Raw genomic sequence first — 26,637 nt, 5'->3', positions numbered from 1 at the left:
GAACACTGCCTCTTGGGCTGCCCGAGTCGGCCTGGGCCTCTCTCAAGCGGGACGCGAATTCTACGCTATCCTTCTTCGCTGTCAAGCCATCCAACCGAAGTTTTTTGCCTGACCTTCCCTGCCGATTACTCGTCTTCACCTGACCTTCCTGGCCACCGGGTTAAGCTGGTTGGCCTACCCCGTCGAAGTGCGGCGCATTCTACCTATACCAATCTTGAATGCAATGCTTTTCTGCTTCCAACAAGTCGTTTGCTCAAAATACACACAAACGTCCAGTAAACAGCCAGTCTCTGCGAGTACCAACCCTTTGCGCAATGTGTCGAGATTTCTTACAAATATTATCAAGGTGAAAAAACATGGCAGAAATATCAATAACTTACCTATTGGTTCACATTTTGCTTACACTTTTTGCTAGCTTGGTATCCAACCAGGACACCATACCTGATAATCCAAGGTCTAAGCCGCTTAGCTGGTTTTCACCTTATATACGATGCACTAACCCTATCGCCAAATCTTAAGATTGGCCGTTAGTATTGTGATGGATATATCAGAGTAACTAAGAAAAGAATTATAACAGGAGAATAAGATGACGTTCAGAAAGTCGCTATTAAGAGGCTTGATTACGGCAGCCCTCACTTCCAGTGCTATTGCCAATGGCGCGATAGCCAATGAAGTTCATATTAATACCAACAAGCTGAAGGAAACTAAGTCAAATCCCCCTGCTGTCAATAAAGGCAGCGCCGAAGTTACCGCTTATATTGTCCAGTTGAAAGGGCAATCCGGCGTAGCGCATGCGCAATCAATTGGTGAGCTGACACCCAGTAATTATCTGGCAGCGAACAAAGGCAACCTGTACAACGAACGGTCAGCCAACATGCAAGCCTATACAGCAAGGCTCAAAGCCAAGCAACAGGCTGTGGTAAAAGAAATTGGCGCTGCAGATGTTCTTTACAACTATGTTCACACATTCAATGGTTTTGCAGCTCGCCTGACAGCTGAACAGGTAAGGAGCCTGCAAAGCCATCCCGATATCGCCGGTGTCTGGAAAGATGAAGCCCAGCAAATTATGACATCCAACACCCCAGAGTTTCTGGGGTTGAATGATGCCAACGGCCAACATACCCTGGGAATTAAAGGCGAAGACGTTGTCGTGGGCATAGTGGACACTGGTATATGGCCAGAGAACCCAAGCTTCGCAGATGATGGCAGTTACAGTGACCCTACTGATATTGGCTGGACTGGCACCTGTGACGCCGGAGTCGAAGCTGACGCCGGAACCTTCAACTGTAATAATAAACTGATCGGAGCCCGGTATTTTAAGGCGGGTTTTGAAGCAGCTTATGAAGTCCAATATGCGCTGGGTGAGTTTGAATCTCCCCGGGACGCAGATGGCCATGGCAGCCACACAGCTTCTACCGCCGCCGGTAACGAAGCTGTTCCGGCTTCCATTTCGGGCATCCCCCTGGGTACTGTCACCGGTATGGCTCCCCGTGCCCGGGTTGCAGCATACAAGGTCTGCTGGAACAGTGACTATGTGAGCCCTGCAGGTGTTAACGAGCGTGGCTGTTTCTATTCTGACAGCATGGCCGCCATTGACCAGGCTGTAGCCGATGGTGTTGACGTAATCAACTACTCTATCGGGGGCAGCCTCACTGACCTGACCACTCCTGCTGCGGCCTCTATGTTACGCGCAGCTAATGCCGGGGTATTCGTGGCGGTATCCGCCGGAAACGACGGTCCGGAGGCCGTAACAGTCGGTACACCCGCCCCCTGGGTGACTAACGTGGCAGCCTCAACTTATGACGGCACCTCTGCCTTAATTGGGAATGCTCTCGAAGTCAATTCCGGTGATCTGGCAGGCAGTGCTTTCTTGAGCGTACCTGCTGCAATTTCACCAGCAGTGCCTGAAGGTGGCATGAGTGGCGATTTGGTAATTGCAGAGCCACTGGAAGCTTGCGGAGCATTGACGAATCCAGCTGAGATGGCGGGTAAAATAGCCCTCATATCTCGCGGTAGCTGCGCGTTCACCGATAAAATCAACAACGCTGAGGCCGCAGGTGCAACTGCTGTAGTGGTATACAACAACGCAGCCGGGTCGCCCTTCGCTATGGGCGGCGATCCGGTGAATATCCCCGGAGTGATGGTCAGCCTCAATGATGGTCAGGCGCTTCACACCAGTGCCACCAACGGCGCGGTTAATGTGACCCTGAGCACCAATTTAACCTCAGACAGCGTTACCGAAGTGGGCAACATCATTGCTAACTTCTCGTCACGGGGGCCCAATGGTTCCACCACGGATATCATCAAGCCCGACATCACTGCCCCAGGTGTGAAGATTCTTGCCGCTACCAGCTCTGACCCCATGTTTGAGCCCGCTGGCGAGTCTTTCAAGTATCTGCAGGGTACCTCTATGTCGTCGCCGCATATTGCAGGTCTGGCTGCACTGTTAAAAGGACAGCATCCAGAATGGACACCGGCCCAGATCAAGTCTGCCCTGATGACCACAGCCAGACAAAACCTGGTCAAGGAAGACGGCGTCACTCAAGCCGATCCATTTGACTTCGGTAGCGGTCATGCCGCACCGGTGCTGGCCAAGGATCCTGGTCTGACCTACAAGTTAAATGGTGGAGACTACCTGGGTTTCATGTGTGGACTGGATGAAGATGCCTTTGTGGAAGCCGAGTCAGGTATGACCTGTGCCGAACTGGAGGCTGCTGGTTTTGCCACAGAAGCAAGTCAGCTCAACTATCCATCCATTGCTGTTTCCAAGCTTTCTTCAAGCACCACGGTTTCTCGTACCGTGACAGACGTGTCCGGCATTGGCGGTAATTACATTGCCAGCATTGAGGCGCCGGCCGGCATCGAAGTTGAGCTGAAGACCTATGACTCAGAAGGTAACGAAACAGAAACGGATGTGCTGGCAGTCGCTGCCGACGGCACAGCCAGTTTCACGTTGACCTTTACCAAGACTGAAGCGGCGGTAGACAATGAATGGGCATTCGGCGCCATTACATGGACCGATGAAAATGGTCATGTGGTACGCTCACCAATAGCCATCATGCCGGTGCCCTCAGTGAAGATCGAAGCTCCGGAAGGCCTGTCCATTACCTTGAACCGCAATCGTGCCTCATTCCCTGTGAAGATGCTGTATAGCGGTGCCACCAGCTTGGATTATGTCGGCCTGGTTGCTCCGTTTGGCAGCGCTGGTACTGTGGCACAAGATCCCGATTCTACTTACGCCTTTAATGAAGCGGGGCTTGGTTTCCACGGTTATCTGGTTCCGGAAGGTACCCAGGTGGCCCGGTTCAGTCTGCGTGACAGCTTGGTCGATGTGGAAGGCTCGGATTTGGATCTTTATGTATATCGGTGTGACCAATGGCTCTGCACTCTGGTTGGCCAGTCCACTAATAGCAGCTCCAATGAAGATGTTATTCTGACCAATCCCGAACCCAGAGCTAATGGGGATATCGGTGATGTTTACATTACCTTTGTTCATGGCTGGGATCTGGCCGGTGCGGCAACCACAAACTATACCATGCCGGTATGGATTGCGGACCAGGCAGAGTCCTCAACCAGGGTGAATTCAAGTCGTCGAGCAATCAATGGTCGATATAACAATGTGAATATCACTGCGTCTGGCCTTGATGCAAACACCCTGTACATGGGCGCCATCACTTTCTATGATGATGAAGGTGTAGCACAGGGTACGACGGTCCTGGAAGTTCAACCTCAGTAAGCTTTGACTGAAAATAGGCTGGGATATGCCCCAGCCGCTGTTAAAAGGCCGGTTTTAACCGGCCTTTTTATTTTCTTATGCCAGCTGGATCTACAGGTTGTTAATCGATACAGGCTCTAAGACAGCCGAAGCCTAAATCTACCTTACGGGCATTCTCAGATGTACTTGCTCTTTTCAGGGCAAACAAGACAGCTCTGACAAGCCGATCTCAGAGGATTGAATAACCGCCTCTTGCTTAATTCAATTCAGATGGATGAGCCAGGGTATGTGGAAACGCCTTGCAAATCACTGCATCAGCGACAGGAGAAGAGCGCGGACAAGTATTTCTTGCATAGAGCGAGGCGAGGTGGTCTTTATGATATCTTAAGCATTGTCCACCTGTGGTTTCGATGAACAGCGCAGACATCTACAGCCAGATAACTGGCCAATCCAACAAGCATCCAGAAGTTAAAAATGCAGAAGGAGGACAATGTAGGCACCGTTCAGATTGACCTCAGATAGAAGAACGAGCGCCTAGTAGAAAGAGCCGTCTTGGCTGGCCAAAATAGAAAAGGCCGGCTATAGCCGGCCTTTTAATATCAAGCAAAACTATTTGGTGAAGACTCAGGCACGCTTTTTAAGGCGCAGCCCCATCAATACCAGCATCATTGAGAAAAGGGCAATAGAGGTCGGCTCTGAAACGACGCTTGCCTGCCCCAGACTCAAATTACCAGCGTAAAACAGGCCTTGCGCATCAAATACACTGAAGTAATTGAAATCAGGATTGTCAAAGGCATCGTAATACCCATCGATCGCCCATCCAACCAGCGCAAAATCCACATCAAAATTGAGGAATTCTATACCTGCATACAGATTGTCTGGATTGAAGATGGCCTGGAAGAACAATACGTCCTCTCCCGGTATATCGAAGCCAAGGAAGTTGAAGGAAACCGCAGCATATGCTTCACCGAAACCACCGAAGATATCGGCATCATCAGTATTAATGCTGATGGTCCCAATAACATCAGAGCCCTCCATGAGGTCCTGAGTAATCAGCACCGCATTGGCATTGGATGAGATTCCGAGCATTGTAAAAATCAGACTTGTTGCAATGATTATTTTTTTGAAATACTTCATATCTTTAACCCATTATTGTTGTAAGTAAACGCGGGGGTGTAGACACCACAAGATATCATAAGCAATAACCAAGCCCATTTTCTTTATCTTTTAAATTCATAGGTTTAGCCGAGATTTATGATAACAGTGAGTGAAATTGTAAAAGAAACGGACAAACTGTACCAAGACGCGAATCCGGCAGCATCTGCTGTTTCAGGCACAAAGCCCACGGGGCTGAAGATTATTTTTGAAGCAATCCGATTGAACCAGATCCATATTGAAAGAACGCTACAAAGACATGCCGCCCAAAGCAACATGTCTATTCAGCAAAGAGACAAAATTTAGGAAGGCCTGTTTGTATGCCGTTCGGATGACTCGTGTTCACTCTTCTCAGAACTGTTTGTGGGCTCGGTTGTAAAGTCAGCGTCGGAGTCATCCGTATCCCCTACCACATGCTCCAATTTCACCTTATCAACACTTCTAAAGGTATTCACCGGCCCCGCCACCGCGTATAAAAGGAAAGCAATAAACAGCACTAACGAAGGTTGAGTGGCCACAATGACTATAATCAACATCACCAACAGCAAGGCGACAAACGGCACCTTGCCGTGCCAGTTAAGCTCTTTAAAGGAGTTGTATTTAAAATTACTGACCATCAACAGACCAGCTGCGGCAGTGACCAGTGCGACTATGACACCATAGTCCGTGCCAACAGCGTCATACTCTACCCCTACCCACACCATTCCAGCTACCAGTGCCGCAGCGGCCGGGCTGGCCAACCCCTGGAAATAACGCTTGTCCACAGTGGCTATGTTGGTGTTAAACCGCGCCAGTCGCAACGCCGCACCGGCAACGAAGACAAAGGATGCCAACCAACCAAGTTTCCCTAATTCCGTCAGCCCCCAATTGTAGGCTACCAACGCTGGGGCAACACCGAATGACACCATATCAGCCATCGAGTCGTATTCTGCGCCAAATTCACTTTGCGTATTGGTCATACGCGCCACCCGACCGTCCAGACCGTCAAACAACATAGCGACAAAGATGGCGATGGCCGCCGCCTCAAATTGACCATTCATGGCCGAAACAATGGCGTAAAAACCTGAAAACAACCCACCGGTTGTTAACAGATTCGGCAATAAATATATTCCCTTTCGCTTGGCTTCTGACATAGATACCTCTTTCTACTCATATCTAAACAATAACATAGAAGAACGTTTTGGCTGTAGCCCTAAAACTGTCTAAGCAGCTTGCTCTACTTTAGATTGCGTTGCCCCTGAACTTAGATTCCAGCTTCATAGTGAAGTGCTTTTGCAGGGGATCCGGCTTAATGACAGTGTCAGGATTTTTAACATAGCATCATCAGCAACAACCCTTCCTTTGGAAGAAAGCTAATTAAATACAACAGCTTGTGAGCTGGCCCAGAATTTGCTTATCACTAGTGTGGCGCAGTATATTCACCTTCGAGGAACAAACGATGTTTAAGAAATCGTTACTGATAATAATAAGTTTGTTTGCCGGTTCGGCAATGGCAGGGACAGAAACCTGGGATTTCGGAACAGCCGATGCCGCACTTGACAGTTGGGGCATGGGAAACTCCATTACAATGAATGTCGGCGGAGTCGAGCTGGTAATTAGCGGCTGGTCAGATACTGGCGGTTCCAGTGATAACAGATTCGAAACCGGGCAACTGATGAAGTATGGCAATGGCATTGGTTTGATTAACCGGGATGAGGGTGACAACGATCCTAACCATTCCATAGACAGCAGATACTCCAACGATTATGACTTTCTGCTGCTGGAATTCGATACTGCTGTTCGCCTCGATGAATTCGGCCTGAGCTGGCGGATGGACGGCGATATGTCCGTGGCTTCCTATAATGGTGACTTTGCTGGCTTTGACAGTTCATCCACCTGGGCCAACCTGATCAGTAGTGGCTGGGAAACCACAGGTAATTACAACAATGTCGGCACTTCCAGCTACCAGGCAACGGGTGCTTCTACGTACTCAAAGACCTGGCTGATTAGCACCTTCAACGCCGCATTCGGCACTCCCGACGGCGGGCTGGATTTGGGCGATGATGGTTTCAAGCTCAAAGGCTTGGTCACAACCTCTCCTCAGTTGACTCAGGTGTCAGAGCCGACAGTGTTGTTGATCTTCTCTCTTGGGCTGGTCATGCTGTTCGGACGCGCCCGTCGAAGATAGTTTTTATTCCGGACGGTTTGAAGGTAAAGTATTTTTAACTTTGTCCCAGCTGTTACCCTGATGAATCATTTCTACCCTCTATTAGGCCTGGCAATGCTGATAAGCAACCAGGCCTTTGCAGTTTCCGAAGCTGAAAACTATGAATCAGCCATGTCAGCTTTTACCCAAGGTAAGAACGAAGAGGCATTTATTTATCTGAAAAATGCCTTGCAGGAAAGTCCCTCTCATCTGCCCTCTCTCATTTTACTGGGCAAAGTCTACTTCAATACCGGAAACCTTGCCGCCGCCGAGGAGCTATTCCAGGAATCCTTGCAGTTGGGCGCAGACCTGAATCTTGTCTTACCCATGTTGGGAAGCAGTTTGATTCTGCAGAAAAAACTCGCTCCCCTCCTGGCTCTTGAAAGCCGCTATGTTGAACTCAGCAAAGACGGACGGTTCGAATGGCACCTGCTCAGAGGACAGGCCTATTTATTGGAGGGTAAAGCTGAATTGGCAAATACAGAATTCAATTCAGCCAATGAGCTCTATCCAAATGATGCCAGGGCAAAAAACACCTTAGCTTCCTTTCATATCAGTCAGAAAGACTATGTAAAGGCCGCTGCTCTTGTACAAGAGTCATTGAATATTGCCCCTGACAATGAAAAAACCTGGCAACTCAAAGGCGATCTTCACTATCTGCAAGGTGAAAAGTTAGCAGCACTACAGGCTTTTACCAAAGCATTCAATCTGGACGATCAGGACCCGGTCATACTGCGCAGCATGGCTCAAGTCCATTTTTCTTTAGCCAATTATGCAGAAGCAGAAAATTATATAGAGATGGTCCTGACACAATCACCCAACGATCCGACTGCGAATCTAATCAAGTCATGGCTGCTATCCAGTAAGGGAGAGAGTAAAGCAGCAGCAGAGCTTCTGGCTGCTCTAAGCCTTAACCTGTCGACATTGGATCCTAAGGATCAGCTATATGTCAGCAATAGCCGCTACGCTTATGGTGTATCAGAGTTCTTGCAGGGGCACCATGAATCGGCGCAAGCCATTTTGACCTCTTATCTGGAAGACCATCCGAATGACAACATTGCCTTGAAAGTGCTGGCGATGACTTTTGTCAGTGCCGGTAAGTCAGACAAGGCGATACAATTACTCAGACAAAGAGAACGGCAAGTCCTGTCCAATCTGGATCTTGGATTAACATTGGTCGACTTGTACCTGGACGACGAAAACATCTTTCAGGCAGAGCAAACCATCAGGTCATTGCAGCGAAAGTTTGGCGAGTCTCCTGCGCTGCTGTTAACTCAGGCCAAGTTGCTGGATTTACAGGGCAAGTCCACCGATGCCCTTGATGTGGTGCAAAGAATTAAGACGACTCAGGAGAGTACAGGATTTCAGTTGCTCAAAAGCAAGCTCCTGCTCCAGACCGGTGCGCTGACCGAAGCGCGCCAACTGGCCGAGGCAATAAAGACAGATCAAGAAACGGATACAGACAAATTACATCTGCTCGCTGCAATCGACTTGGCGGAAGGCCAATTGCAAATGGCGGAAGAGAAACTTCGCAAAGTGCTTAATATTTCTCCACAAAACCTAAGTGCAAAGTTCAACCTGGCCAGGGTGGCCCAACAGAAAGGTGATACCTCCAAGGCTTCGGCAATTCTCACAGATATATTGCAGAGTCACCCCAGGCACCGATCAACGTTATTCTTCCTTACAGACATGGCCCTACAAAAAAATGATCTGAAAGAAGCCGAGAAATGGCTGAATAAAGTGTTGATCTATTACCCTGAGCATTTGAAGGCAAAGGAAATGCTACTTAACGTCCATATCCAGCAAGAACATTGGCAGGAAGCCTCAACCATTGCCAGCCGGTTGCGCCAGGAGGACCGCCTTAATGCGGATTATCTGTTGCAGCAAGCCAGGGTCTTTACTGCACTTCGCAATCAGCAAGGTGCACAATATAATCTGGATGTTCTGGCTGACCTTTGGTCGGGCTCTGCTGAAAAGCTCAAGTTCCTATCAACTGAACAACTCAAGGCTGGCGATCTGTCCGGAGCCCGTGTCAGTCTGGAACGCGCCCAATCCATCTCTCCCGATGACATCGACGGCAAAGTACAGTTGGCCAGGGTACTGTTGAAGGCCGGCGATCTAACCCAAGCCAAGCAAATGGTCAGACAACTCTCCACCTTAACCATCGCCCCTTCACCACTCGCATTGCTCAGCGCAGAAGTTGCCGTTGCAGAAAAAGATTGGCCAGCGGCGATTGAGAACTATCGGCAGGCCCTGGAAACTGACAACCAAAACCTTGCGGCATTGGTTGGTTTTTACCAGCTGACCAGAGTCGGCCAGGGTGGTGAAGAGTTTCGGACTCAGGTCGAGCGCCTCCTGGCGTCACAAGCCTATCCAAATTGGGTCACAAAGTTGCTAGGCGACAGTTATCTGGATAGTGGCGCGTTGCCTCAGGCTCAACAACATTATGAAAAATTGTTGACTACAGAAGAGTTTGCCAATCATCCTTCCGTGCTCAACAACCTGGCTAACATCTATGCGCAATATGATTTGAGCAAAGCAATACAGACAGCCACCAGAGCGCTGGAAACGGGAGGGGAAAATAATCCGGCGTTGCTCGATACATTGGGTTGGCTCCATGCTCAAAACGGTAGCTACAGTCTGGCCCTGACGCATCTTCGCAACGCCTATTCGATGAATGCCTCCAATCTGGAAGTGCGATATCACCTGGGTTATGTTCTGGCCAAGTTAAACCGTATCGATGAAGCCAGGAGCCAGCTACAAGCTGCTACCCGGGAAAACAGCTATCCCGGCTATCAGAAGGCCGTTGACCTGCTGAACAGCCTTCAGTAAACCGTGACAAGCAGGGCCATATGGCCCTGCTTTCGCATCATGCTATGGTGAATCCAGAGTCTGATACATCAACCTGAACAACTGACTCTGGCAGGATATCACCAGCCAGTAGCTTCTGAGCCAGCGGATTTTCTATCTGACTTTGAATCGCACGCTTCAATGGCCGTGCCCCATAAACAGGATCGAATCCCGCGTCAGCCAGTTTGTCCAACGCTGCGGCGCTCAATTCCAGTCGATAGCCCTTTTCAGCCAGTCGTTTGGTTAATGCACTGAGTTGAATCTCAGCGATAGCCTTAATCTGATCATGGCCCAATGGATGGAAGACGACCGTATCATCGATGCGGTTGATAAACTCCGGACGAAAATGCTGGCTGACCACCGTCATAACCAGTCGTTTCATTTCTTCGTATTGACTTTCCTGATGCTTATCCTGAATAACGTCAGAGCCGAGATTTGAGGTCATGATGACCACGGTGTTTTTGAAATCCACCGTGCGCCCCTGGCCATCTGTCAGCCGACCATCATCCAACACCTGCAACAGAATATTAAAGACATCCGGATGAGCCTTCTCCACCTCATCCAGCAGCACCACAGAATATGGCTTGCGTCTTACTGCCTCGGTGAGGTAACCACCTTCTTCGTAGCCCACATAGCCTGGGGGTGCACCCACCAGCCTGGAAACTGAGTGCTTCTCCATAAACTCCGACATGTCGATACGGACTATTGCATCCTGGGTATCGAATAAGAATTCGGCCAATGCCTTACAGAGTTCTGTTTTTCCCACTCCGGTTGGCCCCAGAAACAAAAAGGAACCAATGGGCCGGTTAGGGTCTGCCAAGCCGGCACGGGAACGCCGAATGGCATTGGAGACGGCATTTACCGCTTCTCCCTGGCCCACCACTCGCCTCTGCAGTGCCTGCTCCATACGCAACAGTTTTTCCCGCTCTCCCTCAAGCATCCTGGATACCGGGATGCCGGTCCAGCGTGACAGGACATCGGCAATTTCCTCATCCGTGACTTTATTCTTCAGTAACTTGGTTTCCTGAGCTTCGGACTCATCGGCCCGCTCCAGGCGACGTTCCAGTTCCGGGATACGTCCATACTGCAGTTCGGACATCCGGCTGAGATCGCCGGCGCGACGAGCGATCTCCAGATCAAGCTTGGCCTGTTCCAGTTCCGACTTGATATGCTGAGTCCCCTGCATGGCCTCTTTTTCCGCCAGCCATAACTTTTCCAGCTCCTTGAACTTTATTTCAAGCTGTTCCCGCTCCTGCTCTATCAGCTCCAGCCTTTTATGGCTGGCGTCATCGGTTTCCTTGGCCAGCGCCTGCTCCTCAAGTTTGAGCTGAATAATGCGACGCTCAAGCCTGTCCATCTCTTCCGGCTTCGAGTCAATCTGCAGGCGGATGCTAGAGGCCGCTTCATCAATAAGATCGATGGCCTTATCCGGTAATTGCCGATCACTGATGTAGCGATGCGACAAGGATGCCGCTGCGACTATAGCCGGGTCGGTAATATTAACCGAATGATGCAACTCGTATCGCTCCTTCAGGCCGCGCAGGATAGCAATGGTGTCCTCCACGGAAGGCTCATCCACCAGCACTTTCTGGAAACGCCGCTCCAACGCTGCATCTTTTTCAATATATTGGCGATATTCATCCAGCGTAGTGGCTCCCACACAGTGCAGCTCGCCCCTGGCAAGGGCCGGTTTGAGCATATTGCCCGCATCCATGGCCCCTTCGCCCTTTCCTGCCCCGACCATGGTATGTAATTCATCGATAAAGAGGATCACTCTGCCCTCTTCCTTGGCCAGTTCATTTAGTACCGCTTTGAGACGTTCTTCAAACTCCCCCCGGTACTTGGCTCCAGCCACCAGTGCGCCCATATCCAATGACAGCACCCGTTTGTTTTTCAACCCTTCAGGTACCTCTGCATTGACAATTCGCTGTGCCAAACCTTCTACAATGGCAGTTTTGCCCACTCCAGGCTCACCAATCAGCACCGGGTTGTTCTTGGTCCGGCGTTGCAAAACCTGGATGGTCCGGCGAATCTCCTCATCGCGACCAATGACCGGATCAAGCTTGCCCTGCTCGGCCCTTTCGGTAAGGTCAGTAGTGAATTTTTCCAGCGCCTGGCGCACATCTTCAGCGTTAGGATCGGTCACTTTCTGACCACCCCGCAGTTTCTCTATGGCCTCTTCGACTTTGTTATCAGTGAGCCCCAACTGTCGAAGGGTTTCCCCTAAACGGCCCTTGTCCTGCAACGCAGCCAGAACAAAAATCTCCGATGTGATGTAGTCATCTTTGCGTTTCTGGGCAATCTTGTCGCACAGGTTAAGCAGCACAGCTGTGTCTTTGCCCAACTGCACGTCGCCGCCTACGCCCTGGACTTTTGGCAGGCGTTCGATAATTTCAGACAGAGCAGAACGCAGGGCATTGTTATTGACCCCGGCTTGATCCATCAAGGGTCGGACCGATCCTCCTTCCTGGTTCATTAACGCCATCATCAGGTGGGCGGGTTCGATATACTGGTGATCTCTGCCCAGCGCCAGAGACTGGGCATCGGAAATGGCGACCTGAAATTTGCTGGTCATTTTATCCAAACGCATGATAGCTACCTCTGTCATTCATAACTGAGCTATTTATGGGTATGAATCGTCTGGTAATCAAGTCATAGTGGGCCAAGAAGCTTGCGCTGGATCAAGCAAACAAAGGCTAACAGATTAGAGTTCTGTCAACCAGATGGCGCTGACCATCCTGCCCGTCTGACCATCACGTCGATAAGAGTAAAATCGCTCTTTGTCGGTGTAAGTACAGAAACCGCCCCCATAGATTTCCTGTAATCCTGCTACCTGGAGTTTGTGTCTGGCGATCTGATAAATATCGGCCAGGTACTTATGAGACATCTGTGGATGAAGTTTAAATGCCTTTTGCTGAGCGGGAAAAGCTGACTTTACATCTTCCCCCACTACAAAGGATTTGGCGCTAATGGCCGGTCCCAACCAAGCCAGATAGTCACCCGCACCGCCAGGCAGGTTTTTCAGGGTGTTTTCCAGTACCCCCGCAGCCAGTCCGCGCCAACCTGCATGGGCGGCAGCCACAGCATGGCCGAACTTATGACAAAAAAGTACCGGCAGGCAGTCTGCTGTCATCACAGCACAGGTTACTCCTGGCATGACAGAAAAGGCGGCATCAGCCTGCTGATCCTGTTCACTGCCCCGGGTCAACCGGACAACCCGGTTACCATGAACCTGACTCAGCCAGACAATCTGCTGATGCTCCGGCAACTGCTGACGATTGTCCTGCACGTGCTGCGGGTCATCACCGACATGCAATCCCATATTAAAACTGTCGAAGGGAGCCTGACTTCTGCCCCCCTGGCGGGTCGAACAGAAAGCCTGCACAGATTTCGGTGCGGGCCAGTCAGGATAAATGAAGTGCTCAGTCCCAGCCCTGGTCATGCTCTTTGTCGTCCTGCTTTAACGCCGCCAGTAAATCCACCATATCCTGCGGGATCGGAACCTGCCAACTCATCCAATCCCCCGTCACCGGATGGGCCAGTTCCAGTTGCGCCGCATGCAGTGCCTGTCTGGAGAAATCCCTGAGCATCTGTCTTAACGACTCACTGGCCCCTTTGGGAGGGCGAGGCCGGCCACCATAGAGAGGATCGCCAACCAGAGGGTGATGCAGATAGGCCATATGCACCCGAATCTGATGGGTACGCCCTGTTTCCAGCTTCAGCCGTAAATGGGTATGGGCACGAAACTTCTGCATTACCCGGTAATGCGTCAGCGCCGGCTTACCGTTCATCCTCACCGCCATACTGGTACGCTTGGTTTCATGCCGGCCAATAGGCTCATCCACCGAACCGCCGGCCACCATGGTGCCATTAACCACGGCTTCGTACTCACGGCTAATTTCCCTGGCCTGCAACTGTTCCACCAGACTGGTCTGCGCGGGTATGGTCTTGGCCACCACCATCAGACCCGTGGTGTCCTTGTCCAGCCGGTGAACAATACCCGCCCGGGGGACAGCCCCAATACCCGGCACATGACTGAGCAGAGCATTGAGCAGCGTGCCACTGGCATTGCCAGCGCCGGGATGAACCACCAGGTCCGCCGGCTTGTTCAGTATAAGGATATGCTCATCTTCGTACTGGATATCCAGGGTAATTTTTTCCGCCTGGTGTTGCTGGGATACTTCAATGCTGGCCTTGATCTCAACTTCTTCGCCACCCAGCAGTTTTTCCCTTGGCTTATCCACCACTTTGCCGTCGAGCCGGACCTGGCCGGCGAGAATCCATTCCTTGATGCGCGAACGGGAATAGTCGGCAAACAACTCGGCCAGAATCTGGTCAAGACGTTTACCTATCAGCTCATCCGGAACAACAGCTTGTAACTCAATTTTCTTATGCATGAAAAGACACAGGCGGGCTGCAGCGTGACCCTGGCTAGCCGCCGTCTAGCACAAAGGGAAATCCGCCCACCCAATTCCGCTGGGGTATTGGACGGGAATATCATGTGCATAGCCACCCACAGTCGGGTAGAATGCGATGATTTTACGGGCACTTATTAGGAAATCGGGTGTCTATTCTAGCGGATTTTTCCCCCCGGCAGAATCGCGATAATATAATGAGCCTTATGAACAGAAGATTTATCCCCCAAACAATATTGATTACCGGCGCTCTCCTACTTTCCGCCTGCTCGTCTTCCCCCGAAGAGGACGAATTGGCGCTGGTTAACCAGGGTCCCCAGATGCTGTATGAGAAAGCCAAGGAAAATATGGAGAACGGTAACTTCAACGCCGCAGCCACGACCCTCAGCGCCCTGGACTCCCGATATCCTTTTGGCCCCCTGTCGCATCAGGTTCAGCTCGACCTTATTTATTCCTATTACAAAACCCGAAATACGGATCAGGCCCTGGCCACTATCGATAGATTTCTGCGTCTGAACCCCAACCATGCAGACATCGACTATGCCCATTATATGCGGGGTCTGGTCAATATGGATGCAGACTCAAACCTTTTTCAGGATTTTGTTGGCATCGACAGAGCCGACCGGGATCCATCCAAGGCCAGGGAAGCATTCAAGGATTTTCGCCAGTTGATCGAAAAGTATCCGGACAGCAAGTATGCTGCAGACGCCCAGAAGCGTATGCTGTTTATCAAGGATCGGCTGGCCAAGTATGAGCTTGCCATTGCCCGTTACTACATGAAGCGTCAGGCTTATGTCGCGGCAGCCAACCGGGGCCAGTATGTGCTGGAGTATTTCCCTGACTCACCTCATCTCAAGGAAGCGCTGGAATTGATGGTGGAGTGTTACGACCAGTTGAAACTACCCGAGCTGAAAGCTCATGTGTTGCAGACTCTGAAGTTGAACTTCCCGGACAGCCCCTACGCAAGCTGAACGGTAATGCCGATTAAAAAAAGCGCCCCCTGGCGCTTTTTTATTTGAAGAATAAATGACTGAAAGGATTGAGCAATCGCGCCAGCCCGGATGTGAAGTGTAAAGGCTGATCCACTATGCTGAACACCAGGCACCCCTCGTCTGCGTCAGTATGAGGCATATGGGTATGCCGACCATCACATAAAATAAAGTCACCGGTGTCATAGTCACGTAATCCGTCAGAAAACTCCCCATCCAGCACCAGGGTCAGCTCACTGCCCCTGTGAGTATGTTCCGGAACACTGCCGCCTTTCTCCATATAGATAAAATCCGCGCGCCCATCAATACCCAGGTCCACCCTGGCCTGCCACAACTTACCCACCATATGCGACCAGCCGTTAATCTGGCTGGCATAACGGCGCAAGGCTCGGGGCAAAGTAAACTGCCTGCCGTCCAGCTCCAGAGTCTGATGCAGGGCAGGTGTGCCACCTATCTCAGCCGGTAACTCGACAATTTTCCTGCACATCTCTGCATAAGCGGGATCCAGGGGCACCTGATTGGCCAGCATTTTATCTGCCAGCGAATTCTCCATCTCAGTCACCTTGCTGCGACATTGCAAACACATGTCCAGATGGGCTGAAACAATCAGGCCTTCACCGGCGTTACAGGAACCTTCGACATATCGTTCCAATTGAGCATAACTAGGGTGTAACTTAATCATCTTGATCCAACATCTCTTTGAGTCTTTGCAGCGCCAGCCTTGTTCTGGATTTGACGGTGCCAAGAGGAATCTCCAAATCGTCAGCCACTTCCTGTTGGGACTTGCCTTCAATGTAAATGGCCTCAATCACCAGCCGCTGCTTTTCCGGCAGACTTTCAAACAGCACACCAACCTGCTGCAGCGTCATTTGGTGATCCAGGCTGATTTCTCCCGGTGATGCTGTCTGTTCACAGAGGACGGGCCACAAATCCTCCGAGCAGATATCTTCCTTACGGTTGCGCTGCTTGCGCAACATATCAAAGCGGATATTTCTGGCGATGGTGAAAATCCAGGTAGAGGGAGTCCCTTTGTCCACGTCGAACAGGTGCGCCTTCTGCCATACATTTGCCAGGGTCTCCTGCACCAGCTCCATCGCCTGGGCTTCGTTGCCCATCTGCTTCAACGCATAAGAACGCAAGCGGGGAGCAAAATGGCTGAAGAGCTTGGAAAAGGAACGTTGACAACGACGCAAGGCCACGGCTTGCAGGTAACCAGCCATTTCCTCTACCACTTCAAAGGGCACAGAAGTCCGGGTCTGTCTGTCTTCCAATTGAATCCCAACTAGCATGAGTCCACCGCCGATTTTTTACATTGCAATTCATTACGGACGATGTGACAAAAAAGATCAGTCCACCAATTGTGTCAGAAACCTGAGTATTTTGCGGCAGTCTTTTTCCTGCAACAGCGATTGCTTGTAACCTGCATCAACAGGAAGCATCTCCAGCCAGCGGAACAATACCCAAAGGGGATCATCAAATCTGGGATCAGTATGAAGGTTGTTCATCTCTGGAAATCGTTGAAAGATCTCACGCAGCTTCTGCCCAATTGGCTGTATGCTTTGTGGTTGAGCGTCCCACTTCCATTCATCGACCCAGCGGCATTGGCCAATTCTCAGACCGTCCGGCTCTGTGCGGATGCTCTCAATCCTGACACAACGACCCGCTTCGACAGTAATGCCCAATAGCCCATCTTCCAAGACCGTGAAATCAATTACCTCCACCATGGTGCTTATCGGATATATGTGCTGATTCCTTTCCTGGTCTCCTTTGTTGTTGAGCATACAGATCCCAAAGTGCATCCTTCCCGCACAGGCCTCCCTGACCATTCTGATATAGCGGCGCTCAAAAATGCGCAACTGCATCCTGCCGCCAGGCAGGATATGTGCCGACAGCGGAAACAAAGCCAGTTCGATAGTGGGATCTTTCAACATCAGCTACACAGGTGATTATGCTTGCACCTATTACGGCGGCATCCGAAAAAGGATCGTCCTGAATACCAGTTTACATCCTGATCTTTTATTCTGAATCAACGTAATGAATACCAAAAACCAGCATCAGAATTTATGCAAAGTCTCAGTCAAAACTTCCGGACCTTTTATGAGCAGTTGTCAGTGCAAAGCCTGACGGAGCTTGACAGGATTTACGCCCAGGATGTGGAGTTCATCGACCCCGTTGGAACTCATTTCGGACTCAAATCCCTGCACAGTTACTTTCTGAATCTGCTTAAGGCTTGTCAGGACTGCCGTTTCGAGCTGACCTGTGTCGATGAGACAGAACATTTTCACTATGTCAGTTGGCTTATGCATTACCGCCACCCGAGGATTAACGGAGGGCGTACAGTGCAGCTTTCAGGTATCAGCCAACTGCGAATTGAGCAGGGGAAAATCTGTTATCAACGGGACTACTACGACCTTGGCGCTATGTTGTACGAGCATGTTCCCCTGCTCGGACGGCTGATTGTATGGATGAAGGGAAGGCTGAAGGCATGACCAGAATTTTAATCACCGGTGCCACATCCGGCATCGGCAAAGCGTTGACCCAGGCCTCTGTTAAACAGGGCTGGGAAGTGTTCGCCTGTGGGCGAAATCAGCATCAACTGGCAGAGTTGCAGAAACTTCCTTTGGTCACCCCCCTTAAATTTGATGTCTCAGATGCAAACCAGTGTATGGCAGCACTATCCGGGCTGCAGTTCGACATTATGGTACTGAATGCCGGCACCTGTGAGTATGTGGATCTGGACGAATGGAACGGCAAACTCTTTCAGCGTGTGTTTGACGCCAATTTTTTTGGCGTGGTTAACTGTCTGCAGGCCCTGTTACCTGACATGCGTGAGGGAAGCCAATTGGCCATTGTTGACAGCCTGGCCAGGCTCCTGCCGTTCACCCGCAGTCAGGCATATGGTGCCAGCAAAGCCGCCATACATTATCTGACCAAATGCCTCGAGGTGGATCTCAAAGCCCGCGGTGTGCATGTGCAAAGTATCAGTCCCGGCTTCGTCAGGACGCCCCTTACTGAACAAAATGATTTTGACATGCCCTTTCGGATCAGCGCTGAACAGGCCGCCGCTTCCATTATCAAAGGATTGGAAAAACGGCGCAGCAGCATATATTTCCCGACCCTGTTCGCCCTGATGCTCAGGACCCTGTCACTTTTACCCACGTCCTGGCAAACAACACTCTGCAGAAGGATGAAATCTGAATGAACCAGAAGATTGCCATTGTCGGCAGCGGTATCTCTGGATTGGTTTGTGGTCATTTGCTCCATAAACATCAGGATATTACGCTTTATGAAGCTAACGACTATGTCGGAGGCCATACCCACACCGTCGATGTGCAGGTGAACGGGCAGTCCTATGCCATTGATACCGGTTTTATTGTCTTCAACGACTGGACTTACCCTCTCTTCCTTCAACTGATGGACAAACTGTGCGTGCCAAGGCAACCCACGGAGATGAGCTTCAGCGTCAAGAATCTTGAAGAAAACCTGGAGTACAATGGTAATACCATCAACAGCTTGTTTGCCCAGCGTCGCAACCTGTTGAGGCCGAGATTTTATCTGCTGATAAGGGATATCCTCAGGTTCAACCGTTTGTGCAAAGCCAGGCTATCCGAATCGGACGGCCTGAGTCATCAAACCCTGGGCAGCTTTTTGACGCTAAATGGCTTCAGTGACTTCTTCTGCAGAAATTATATTCTGTCCATGTGTGCCGCTATCTGGTCGGCGAGCCTTGACGATGCCAAAGCCTTTCCTTTGAAATTCTTTCTGCAGTTTTTCAACAACCATGGGTTATTAAACATTCAGCACCGCCCCCAGTGGTATACCCTGATTGGCGGTTCCCGCGCCTATATTGCGCCGATGACGGCAGGCTTTACCGACAAAATACTGCTCAACAGCCCTGTGCTGGCGATCGATAAAGGTCCAGCGGGTTATCAGGTACGTGCCAAAAATCAGCCAGATCGCCAGTTCGATCAGGTTATCCTGGCATGCCACAGTGATCAGGCTTTACGCATGTTATCTGCGCCCAGCAAAGCGCAGCGTGACATTCTGGGCGCTATCCGATACGCCAACAATGAGGTGGTTTTGCACACTGATACCAGTTTGCTGCCGAAACGTCCACTGGCCCGGGCCAGTTGGAACTATCTGCTTAAAGGCCAACCTGGCGAGCGTTCCCTCCCCGCTTCAGTGACCTACAACATGAATACATTGCAGAGAATCCAGTCGGATACCACCTTTTGCGTCACATTAAACAACAGTGCAGATATTGACCCGGACAGCATATTGCAGCGATTTGACTATGCCCATCCGCAGTTTGACGAAAAGAGTCTGCTGGCCCAGCAAAGGCGTCACGAAATTTGTGCTCAGGATGGCCTGCATTTTTGCGGCGCATACTGGTACAACGGCTTTCATGAAGATGGCGTACGCAGTGCCCTGGATGTCTGCCGCCGCTTTGGAGCTGGCTTATGAGTGAAAACGCCTTGTACCGTGGCATCACCTGGCATAAGCGGCACCAGCCCAAGGTGCATACCTTCCAGTACTCCTTACATTTGTTCTGGTTGAATCTGCATGAACTGGAGACGCTTTCCCGGGGTCGTCTGTTTTCTACGGCCACCGGCTCTCTCTTACGGTTCAGGCGCCGGGACTATCTGCAAAACGCAGAACAGCCTCTTTGGCAGGAAGCCTTGCAGACCATGTCGGATCTGGCAGGTAAAGCATTGGACGGAAAAGTATATCTGCTCGGGCAGGTCCGCTGGATGGGGCTGTATTTCAGCCCGGTAAATTTCTATTTCCTGCAGTCAGAAAATGGCGACTTTACCCATATGCTCGCAGAAGTGAGCAACACTCCCTGGAACCAGCGACACTGCTATTTGGTGGATCTGAAACTGCAAGCTGACAGCCAGAAAGTTTTTCATGTTTCGCCCTTTAACCCTATGGATATGGCATATCAGTGGAGCATAGCCCAGCCGGGCGAACATCTCTCTCTGTGTATCCGTTGCAAGCGTCAAGAGACGGAGTTCGAAGCAGGACTGAAGATGACGAAAATTCCACTGAACTCAAACAGCCTTTTTCGCGTATTGCTGAGCACGCTGACATTAAAAACCCTGTTCGGGATTTATTGGCAGGCCCTGAGACTCTTTATCAAAGGGACCCCCATACATTCTCACCCGACAGGCAAATAAGGAGTCCTGATGGCATCGGCTGAGCACACCATGAAGCAATCGGTCCAGACAACCTGGTATACCAGGGTGGCCAGAAGCAGCCTGTTGGCATTACTTGACAGACTGCCCCAGGGGCAGTTGATTGTTAAAGAACATGGCATCCCCCTGGCAAAGTTCGGCCAGGATTCCTCCGAACTTCAGGCTGAAATAGACGTGCTCGACTGGCAGTTCTATCCGAAACTGCTGCTCGGCGGCAGTGTGGCGGCCGGTGAGACCTTTGTTGAGGGATGGTGGAGAACGCCGGATTTAACTGCGGTGATCAGGTTATTTGCCCGCAACATGCCCTTGCTGGACGAACTTGAAGCCAGACTAGGCTGGCTGCTGGCCCCACTGACTTTCTACAGCAGGCTCCGACTACGCAACTCAAAAAACCAGGCCAGACAGAATATCAGTGCCCATTACGATCTGGGTAACGCTCTCTACAGCCGGTTTCTGGACTCAAGCATGATGTATTCCGCTGCCATCTACCCAAACCCGGCGGCCACGCTTGCTCAGGCACAACAGCACAAGCTCAGGACCATTTGTGAAAAGCTTGCCCTGACTGCCGATGACCATTTGCTGGAAATCGGCACAGGATGGGGCGGACTGGCTGTTTTTGCCGCCAGACATTACGGCTGTCGGGTGACCACTACCACTATCTCCGAGGAGCAGTATCAGTACAGCCGGGAGTTGTTTGAGCGGGAAGGTCTGGCCGGGAAGATAACCCTGCTGAAACAGGACTATCGGGAGCTGCAGGGCCAGTATGACAAGCTGGTCTCCATCGAAATGATAGAAGCAGTCGGCAAGGAGTATCTGCCCACTTTTTTCAGCAAATGCAACAGCCTGCTGAAAGAGGACGGCCTGATGCTGTTGCAGTCCATCACCATTGCCGAACATCGTATGCAGACCTACGCCAAGGGCCAGGACTTTATTCAGAAACATATTTTTCCAGGCGGCTTTCTGCCCTCGGTCAGTCTGCTTGCCGGGCACCTGGCCCAATACACAGATATGCTGTTAAGGGACTGCCATGACACTGGTTTGCATTATGCCCGGACCTTGCAGGACTGGCATCGCAACTTACTGGAGCGAAAACAGGCTCTGTCAAAGTTTGGCTATGACGAACGCTTCATCAGGTTGTGGAGTTTCTACTTCTGTTACTGTGAAGGGGGCTTTCTGGAACGGACCATCAGTACGGTGCAGTTGTTGATGACCAAGCCGGGTTACCGATATGAAATTCAACGCTGCTAATCCCTGGTTCAATGTCATCTGGTTCCAGCTTTGCTGGTTGGTGGCGGTGCTCGGCAAAAACGAGGCCTTATGGTTACTGGGGAGTCTACTGGCCATTCATTTTATTCTGGTGGCGGATAAAAAGACTGAGCTGTTATTGGCATCAGTCTGCGCTCTGCCCGGCATTCTGGTCGACAGCCTTCTGGCCCTGTCAGGGGTTTTCGTATTCTCCCCTGCCCCCCTTGCGCCATTGCCGCTTTGGTTGGCGGGACTATGGCTGGCCTTTTGCGTGACCCTGAGACACAGCCTGTCCTTTCTGCAAAACAGGCTGGCGCTGGGAGCCCTGCTAGCCGCTATAGGCGGACCCACCAGTTACTTAGCCGGGATGAAACTGGATGCCGTCGACTTTACTTATGGGCCCTATGTGACTACGGCTGTGTTAGCACTTATCTGGGCTGCTCTGATGCCGGTATTGTTGCGATTGAACCGGTCTATCGCCCGGGAGTCCGGTTTATGAAGCTGCTGATATTCCCTTTCCTGGCACTCGGCCTGGCGCTGTTCAGTATTAAACCCCTGGCCAGTCCATTGGCTGACCTGAAGCTGGTCGGCCAGGCAAAGCTCAGTGTCTGGTTCTGGGATATTTATCAGTCCAGCCTTTACAGCCCGGACGGAAAATACCGACAGGGGCATTATCCGCTGGCGCTTCAAATCCGCTATCTGCGTGATATCAAGGCCTCCGAGCTGATAGAAGCGACAGAGGAACAGTGGCAGGCGTTGGCATTGAAAGACAAGGCCATCCCTTCGTGGCTGAAACAACTCGAAAGTATCTGGCCGGATATTCAGAAAGGGGATGAACTGACTCTGGAAGTGACCCAGAACAGGATAAGCCGTTTTTACCACAATGGGGAGCCCATAGGGACCTTTGAAGATCCGGATTTTGGTCCGGCGTTTCTGGCGATCTGGCTTGCCGAGAATGCCAGCTATCCAAAGCTGAGAGGCCAGTTAACAGGGAGAACTCAACCATGAAATGGCAAATGCTATCCGCTGCCGCGCTGCTGAGCGGTTGCTCAGCCTCATTGGACGAATACCGTAATCAGACCCCCGCCTTCGACCTGGCTGGCTACTTTGACGGCCATGTAACAGCCTGGGGTATAGTGGAAGACTACAAGGGCCACCTGACCCGTCACTTCTGTGTGGAGATAGTCGGCAGTTGGCAAGGCAACCAGGGCCAGTTGGATGAGACTTTCTATTATGATGACGGAGAGATCGATACCAGGTTATGGACGCTGACCATAGAAGACAATGGCTGGGTAACCGGATCGGCGGACGATGTCATTGGCATAGCCGGGGGCCGGGCCAGCGGTAATGCCTTTAACTGGCAATACAGGCTGGAGGTGCCGGTAGAAGGCGATCTGTATGAATTTGCCGTCGATGACTGGATGTATCGCCTGGACAAGCACAGGCTGATGAATCGCTCCTACCTTAAAAAATTTGGCGTAACCCTGGCCGAGGTTTCTATCTATTTCGATAAGTCCGATGCAAACCAGGGCTGCCCTGCCGCAGATCAGCCTTAGTCCAGTTAAACGGCATCCTCGTTCTCTTCACCGGTGCGGATGCGGATCACCCTTTCCACATCGTAAACGAAGATCTTGCCGTCACCTATTTTGCCTGTCTGCGCCGTCTGCATGATGGCCTCAATTGCCCGTTCTGCCTGTTCATCGGGCAGCACCAGATCGATACGGATCTTGGGCAGGAAGTCCACCTGATATTCGGCACCGCGATACAGTTCAGTATGGCCTTTCTGGCGCCCGAAACCTTTCACCTCAGTGACCGTCATGCCAGTCACCCCGACATCGGCCAACGCTTCTCTCACATCGTCCATTTTAAAAGGTTTGATGATGGCTTCAATCTTCTTCATCCTGTTTTTCCTCGTCAAAGCTCGTCGTAAATGGTTGGAATGGGTTGGCGTTTATGCTGTGTCCGCAGATAGATGTAGGTCAGTTTTTCGCTGACCTCGGGGGCGACGTCCTTACCTTCCAGAAAATCGTCTATCTGATCGTAAGTCAGCCCCAGGGCATCCTCATCGGTTTTTTGCGGATTCAATGTTTCCAGGTCGGCCGTTGGTGGCTTTTCAATGACATGTTCAGGAGCACCCAAAGTCCTGGCGATTTGCCTGACCTGGCGTTTGTTTAGACCAAACAGAGGGGCCAGATCACAGGCTCCGTCGCCAAATTTGGTGTAAAAGCCCGTGATATTTTCTGCAGAATGGTCGGTGCCCAACACCAGACCGTCCATCATGCCGGCAATTTCATACTGGATGATCATACGGGTTCTGGCCTTGACATTGCCTTTGACAAAGTCCTGCTTGGCTTCATCGTCGGGCCACAGATCCAATTCAGCCAACGCCTGGCTGGTTTGTTTATGGATGGCGTCGGCGCCGGGTTTGACATTAACCGTCACGCAATGGGTGGGACCAATGAAGTCGATACTGGCCTGGGCGTCCTTCTCATCGGCCTGCACCGAATAGGGCAGGCGCACGGCAACAAACTTGTAATGCTCGTGATGCTCCTGATTGAGCTCTTCGACGGCTATCTGCGCCAGCCTTCCCAGGGTACAGGAGTCAATTCCTCCGCTGATACCCAGGACCAGGGTATCCAAACCCGAATGGCGCAGGCGGGATTTGATGAAATTGACCCGTCGGGTAATCTCAAACTCAGGATCAATATGCGGCAGTACCCGCATTTCTTTGATAATGGCTTTAGTATCCATAGGATGGCAGCTCACTCCACTTGGGTTTGGCTGCCATCATAAATAATCCCGGGGCATTTTTCCCGCTCAATTTGGCCTATTGCACCAATTCCAGGATCAGGTTGTATTCCCCGCTTGAAGTCTGGTTAAGACCATCTGGCAGACTGATCTGATTGGTTTCAAGGATACTGCCGTCCGGTTGCTGCACCTTGATAGTAACGGCATAGCCTGTCTGGCTGAAATTGAAGGTGATGGTACCGGACCAGTTTTCAGACACGTCTTTGCAACTGAAGAAAGGGGTGGCGTTTCCTTTGGGGATGGTCACCGAACAAGTAAACTGTGACGGATCGGGCAGGATGGTCATGGAGGCCAGATTTACATAACTGGCTTTCTTATCGTTATTCAGCTCACAGGCCTCGTTCACACCGTTAATAATCCTGAGGCAGTTGACATCTCCGATCAAACCGAAGAATTTCTCAATGGCGGTCTTACCGTCCACCGTCACCTGGATGCTGTCGCTTCGCACCGCAGCCAGTTCGCCAGGACTCAGGGGCGAGGCACCGGTGATCCCCGCATTGTGAGGATAACTGCTGACTTGCAAGGCGGTTTGCCCGTCCTTAAGCGCTTCCAGACGGCCACGGCTGTAGGTTCCATAAAAGCTGTTGACCGGATCCACTATGGTTTCGATAGCCTCCTGGGTCACATTGGCAATGGTGCTGTCGGCGGATGACCAGTTGGCCAGCAGCGTGAGGTTAACATCATAGAAAGGCGTGATGGCTTTCCAACTGGCATCCCCTGCAGTAATCCGGCTTTGAACCTCGGCCAGATGATCTGCTTTCATATAATCCATGTAAATACCGCGGGCAATGATCTGATAGGCGCCTGGCGGAACGGTGATATCCCTGCCTCCGGGTTTGGCTGGAGCGGCGCCTCCTTGTATGTCGCTTGCCAGCAGGCTTTCCGTGTACCCAGTATAAGTGGCCAGATTGGCTTCAATAAACAGATGAGCATCATCAAACTCTATAATGTCGAGTAACTGCCAGTCCGGGTAAATTTCAAACAGTCCGTCCACCCGCTTGAATCGACAAATCTCATCATAAGGATCTCCGGCAGCACTGGCAGGGCTGAAATTTCCCGCCCCCAAATACTTGTAATGGCCATGAGGCAAACCACCTTCCTGCCGATAGTACTGCTCTTCACTGATCATATTGGCGGTATCATGGTGATCCCGGCAGCATTGGGTACACAGGGTGGGTTGTTGATTGTCTTGGGGCACGCCTGTCATCTTGCCGACCATGCTGCCGGGTAAGACCGTCAGTTCCCCGTCGTTCAGGGTAGTCATATGAGGAGTCGCTCCCGCCCCCACGCCCTGCATTGTGCAGCCACACTCCACTGTCACAAAATCTTCCTGTTCCAGTTTGGTCACATTGCCGGGCAACTCCAGGTACCGGACCGTCTCAAACTGTACCTGAGTCTTGTCCCCCTGCTTGCTGACATCCGGTACCGGCTTGCTTGTCTCCACCTTCTGGTTATCCCCCAGGTCATAGGCGATGACATCCGGTGCCAGACCGGGGGTATAGGTCACTGTGGGGGAAGCCTTCGAATTGGCCGACTCGTTAATGGCGTGGAGCGACGACGCCATGACTACCGGTGCCAGGCTGGCTTCCAGATCCAGGGACTGGGTCTCTCCTTGCTGATCTGTCCAGGTTACCGTCACCTGTACCTGCTTCTGGGCTGGCCAGGGAGGCAGAACCGCAGGCAAGCCAGGATCCCCGGCAGGCAGCCAGGCGTCCCCCAGGCCGTCCGCATCCGTATCGACAAAATATTGGTCCTCTGCCTGCCAGCTGCGGTTGAAGGTATAGAGCCTGCCACTTTCTGTCATGGTGATATCCACATCACCGGCAGCCAGATTTCCGCCGACATCATCGGCGATATTGACATAAGCAAACTGTCCCGGCTGGGCATTTAAACTGGTAAAGGTGCGTAAATCCTCAATCTTTTCCTGAGCGATACGCAGCGCCTGGGCACGCAGGTTCACCTCTGAATCGCTGCGGACATAGAGGCTCTGCAGCGTGACGTACCCCGTCACACCAAGCATAATGATGAGTGCCGCCACCAATACTTCTACTAAGGTAAAGCCATTTCGTTTCATCATATG

General features: G+C 51.4%; 24 protein-coding genes. 13 read left to right on the top strand and 11 right to left on the bottom strand.

The genetic code is table 11. From position 1 onward, the window contains the following. Positions 1–586 precede the first annotated feature (586 nt). Complete coding sequence (locus J0A66_RS17980) at positions 587–3,736, top strand: S8 family serine peptidase (RefSeq protein WP_206575234.1); 3,150 nt, start codon at positions 587–589, stop codon at positions 3,734–3,736. Between the two features lie 603 nt (positions 3,737–4,339). Here the strand turns inward: J0A66_RS17980 and J0A66_RS17975 are convergent. Then, positions 4,340–4,852 (bottom strand): hypothetical protein, encoded by a 513-nt coding sequence (locus J0A66_RS17975; protein WP_206575233.1) that lies wholly within the window; start codon positions 4,850–4,852, stop codon positions 4,340–4,342. Between the two features lie 126 nt (positions 4,853–4,978). On the opposite strand from J0A66_RS17975, the gene J0A66_RS17970 reads away from it, so the two are divergent. Then, on the top strand, positions 4,979–5,176 hold the full coding sequence (locus J0A66_RS17970) for a hypothetical protein (RefSeq protein ID WP_206575232.1): 198 nt from the start codon (positions 4,979–4,981) through the stop codon (positions 5,174–5,176). Here J0A66_RS17970 and pssA read toward each other — a convergent pair. After that, on the bottom strand, positions 5,173–6,003 hold the full coding sequence (gene pssA / locus J0A66_RS17965; RefSeq protein WP_206575231.1) for a CDP-diacylglycerol--serine O-phosphatidyltransferase: 831 nt from the start codon (positions 6,001–6,003) through the stop codon (positions 5,173–5,175). The genes J0A66_RS17970 and pssA overlap by 4 nt on opposite strands. 305 nt (positions 6,004–6,308) lie before the next feature. Here pssA and xdp1 point away from each other — a divergent pair, with 305 nt between their 5' ends. Both xdp1 and prsT read left to right on the top strand, forming a co-directional pair. Then, positions 6,309–7,037, top strand: a complete 729-nt coding sequence (xdp1, locus tag J0A66_RS17960; protein WP_206575230.1) for an exosortase-dependent surface protein XDP1 — start codon at positions 6,309–6,311, stop codon at positions 7,035–7,037. 60 nt (positions 7,038–7,097) lie between these two features. Next, positions 7,098–9,887 (top strand): XrtA/PEP-CTERM system TPR-repeat protein PrsT, encoded by a 2,790-nt coding sequence (gene prsT, locus J0A66_RS17955; RefSeq protein WP_206575229.1) that lies wholly within the window; start codon positions 7,098–7,100, stop codon positions 9,885–9,887. A 37-nt stretch (positions 9,888–9,924) separates the two neighbouring features. Here the strand turns inward: prsT and clpB are convergent, their stop codons facing one another. The 3 genes from clpB to rluD form a co-directional block, all read right to left on the bottom strand. After that, complete coding sequence (clpB, locus tag J0A66_RS17950; protein ID WP_206575228.1) at positions 9,925–12,495, bottom strand: ATP-dependent chaperone ClpB; 2,571 nt, start codon at positions 12,493–12,495, stop codon at positions 9,925–9,927. Between the two features lie 114 nt (positions 12,496–12,609). Next, positions 12,610–13,347, bottom strand: coding sequence for a peptidoglycan editing factor PgeF (pgeF, locus tag J0A66_RS17945; RefSeq protein WP_206575227.1), 738 nt, complete (start codon positions 13,345–13,347; stop codon positions 12,610–12,612). Further along, complete coding sequence (rluD, locus tag J0A66_RS17940; protein ID WP_206575226.1) at positions 13,328–14,302, bottom strand: 23S rRNA pseudouridine(1911/1915/1917) synthase RluD; 975 nt, start codon at positions 14,300–14,302, stop codon at positions 13,328–13,330. The genes pgeF and rluD overlap by 20 nt, the downstream gene beginning before the upstream one ends. Before the next feature lie 224 nt (positions 14,303–14,526). Here rluD and J0A66_RS17935 point away from each other — a divergent pair, with 224 nt between their 5' ends. Next, complete coding sequence (locus tag J0A66_RS17935; RefSeq protein WP_241264278.1) at positions 14,527–15,291, top strand: outer membrane protein assembly factor BamD; 765 nt, start codon at positions 14,527–14,529, stop codon at positions 15,289–15,291. A gap of 40 nt (positions 15,292–15,331) precedes the next feature. Here J0A66_RS17935 and J0A66_RS17930 read toward each other — a convergent pair whose 3' ends face one another. From J0A66_RS17930 to J0A66_RS17920, 3 genes are read right to left on the bottom strand one after another with little or no spacing between them, the layout of a single operon-like run. Further along, positions 15,332–15,991: a ChrR family anti-sigma-E factor gene (locus J0A66_RS17930; protein ID WP_206575224.1), complete on the bottom strand. Its 660-nt coding sequence runs from the start codon at positions 15,989–15,991 to the stop codon at positions 15,332–15,334. Then, positions 15,984–16,598, bottom strand: a complete 615-nt coding sequence (locus J0A66_RS17925) for a sigma-70 family RNA polymerase sigma factor (RefSeq protein ID WP_206575223.1) — start codon at positions 16,596–16,598, stop codon at positions 15,984–15,986. The genes J0A66_RS17930 and J0A66_RS17925 overlap by 8 nt, the downstream gene beginning before the upstream one ends. A 57-nt stretch (positions 16,599–16,655) precedes the next feature. After that, positions 16,656–17,240: an LON peptidase substrate-binding domain-containing protein gene (locus J0A66_RS17920; protein WP_206575222.1), complete on the bottom strand. Its 585-nt coding sequence runs from the start codon at positions 17,238–17,240 to the stop codon at positions 16,656–16,658. Positions 17,241–17,372: 132 nt separating this feature from the next. Between J0A66_RS17920 and J0A66_RS17915 the strand changes: the two genes are divergently transcribed. Genes J0A66_RS17915 through J0A66_RS17880 form a run of 8 tightly spaced genes read left to right on the top strand, consistent with a single transcriptional unit; the run spans position 17,373 to position 23,305 of the window. Next, complete coding sequence (locus tag J0A66_RS17915; protein WP_206575221.1) at positions 17,373–17,798, top strand: nuclear transport factor 2 family protein; 426 nt, start codon at positions 17,373–17,375, stop codon at positions 17,796–17,798. Continuing rightward, positions 17,795–18,511 carry an SDR family NAD(P)-dependent oxidoreductase gene (locus tag J0A66_RS17910; protein ID WP_206575220.1) on the top strand — a complete coding sequence of 239 codons (717 nt, stop codon included), beginning with the start codon at positions 17,795–17,797 and terminating at the stop codon, positions 18,509–18,511. Before J0A66_RS17915 ends, J0A66_RS17910 begins: the two co-directional genes overlap by 4 nt. Beyond that, on the top strand, positions 18,508–19,773 hold the full coding sequence (locus J0A66_RS17905; RefSeq protein ID WP_206575219.1) for an NAD(P)/FAD-dependent oxidoreductase: 1,266 nt from the start codon (positions 18,508–18,510) through the stop codon (positions 19,771–19,773). The genes J0A66_RS17910 and J0A66_RS17905 overlap by 4 nt, the downstream gene beginning before the upstream one ends. Next, positions 19,770–20,486: a DUF1365 domain-containing protein gene (locus J0A66_RS17900; RefSeq protein ID WP_206575218.1), complete on the top strand. Its 717-nt coding sequence runs from the start codon at positions 19,770–19,772 to the stop codon at positions 20,484–20,486. The genes J0A66_RS17905 and J0A66_RS17900 overlap by 4 nt, the downstream gene beginning before the upstream one ends. A gap of 9 nt (positions 20,487–20,495) precedes the next feature. Then, complete coding sequence (locus J0A66_RS17895; RefSeq protein WP_206575217.1) at positions 20,496–21,752, top strand: SAM-dependent methyltransferase; 1,257 nt, start codon at positions 20,496–20,498, stop codon at positions 21,750–21,752. After that, the gene (locus tag J0A66_RS17890) at positions 21,733–22,248 is read left to right on the top strand and encodes a DUF2878 domain-containing protein (protein ID WP_206575216.1); all 516 of its coding nucleotides are present in this window, start codon (positions 21,733–21,735) and stop codon (positions 22,246–22,248) included. Before J0A66_RS17895 ends, J0A66_RS17890 begins: the two co-directional genes overlap by 20 nt. Next, a complete protein-coding gene (locus J0A66_RS17885) occupies positions 22,245–22,757 on the top strand; it encodes a chalcone isomerase family protein (RefSeq protein WP_206575215.1) in 513 nt (170 codons plus the stop codon). Before J0A66_RS17890 ends, J0A66_RS17885 begins: the two co-directional genes overlap by 4 nt. Next, complete coding sequence (locus J0A66_RS17880) at positions 22,754–23,305, top strand: DUF3833 domain-containing protein (RefSeq protein WP_206575214.1); 552 nt, start codon at positions 22,754–22,756, stop codon at positions 23,303–23,305. Before J0A66_RS17885 ends, J0A66_RS17880 begins: the two co-directional genes overlap by 4 nt. Before the next feature lie 5 nt (positions 23,306–23,310). Here J0A66_RS17880 and J0A66_RS17875 read toward each other — a convergent pair whose 3' ends face one another. The 3 genes from J0A66_RS17875 to J0A66_RS17865 all read right to left on the bottom strand — a co-directional run bounded on the left by J0A66_RS17875 (position 23,311) and on the right by J0A66_RS17865 (position 26,631). Next, positions 23,311–23,649: a P-II family nitrogen regulator gene (locus J0A66_RS17875; protein WP_206575213.1), complete on the bottom strand. Its 339-nt coding sequence runs from the start codon at positions 23,647–23,649 to the stop codon at positions 23,311–23,313. Positions 23,650–23,663: 14 nt separating this feature from the next. After that, positions 23,664–24,500: an NAD(+) synthase gene (gene nadE, locus J0A66_RS17870; RefSeq protein ID WP_206575212.1), complete on the bottom strand. Its 837-nt coding sequence runs from the start codon at positions 24,498–24,500 to the stop codon at positions 23,664–23,666. 76 nt (positions 24,501–24,576) lie between these two features. Beyond that, on the bottom strand, positions 24,577–26,631 hold the full coding sequence (locus J0A66_RS17865; protein ID WP_206575211.1) for a prepilin-type N-terminal cleavage/methylation domain-containing protein: 2,055 nt from the start codon (positions 26,629–26,631) through the stop codon (positions 24,577–24,579). Positions 26,632–26,637: the final 6 nt, after the last annotated feature.

It is taken from the genome of Bowmanella dokdonensis (genome assembly GCF_017254865.1).
Lineage (GTDB): Bacteria > Pseudomonadota > Gammaproteobacteria > Enterobacterales > Alteromonadaceae > Bowmanella > Bowmanella dokdonensis.
This window is presented reverse-complemented; position numbering and strand designations above follow the sequence as displayed.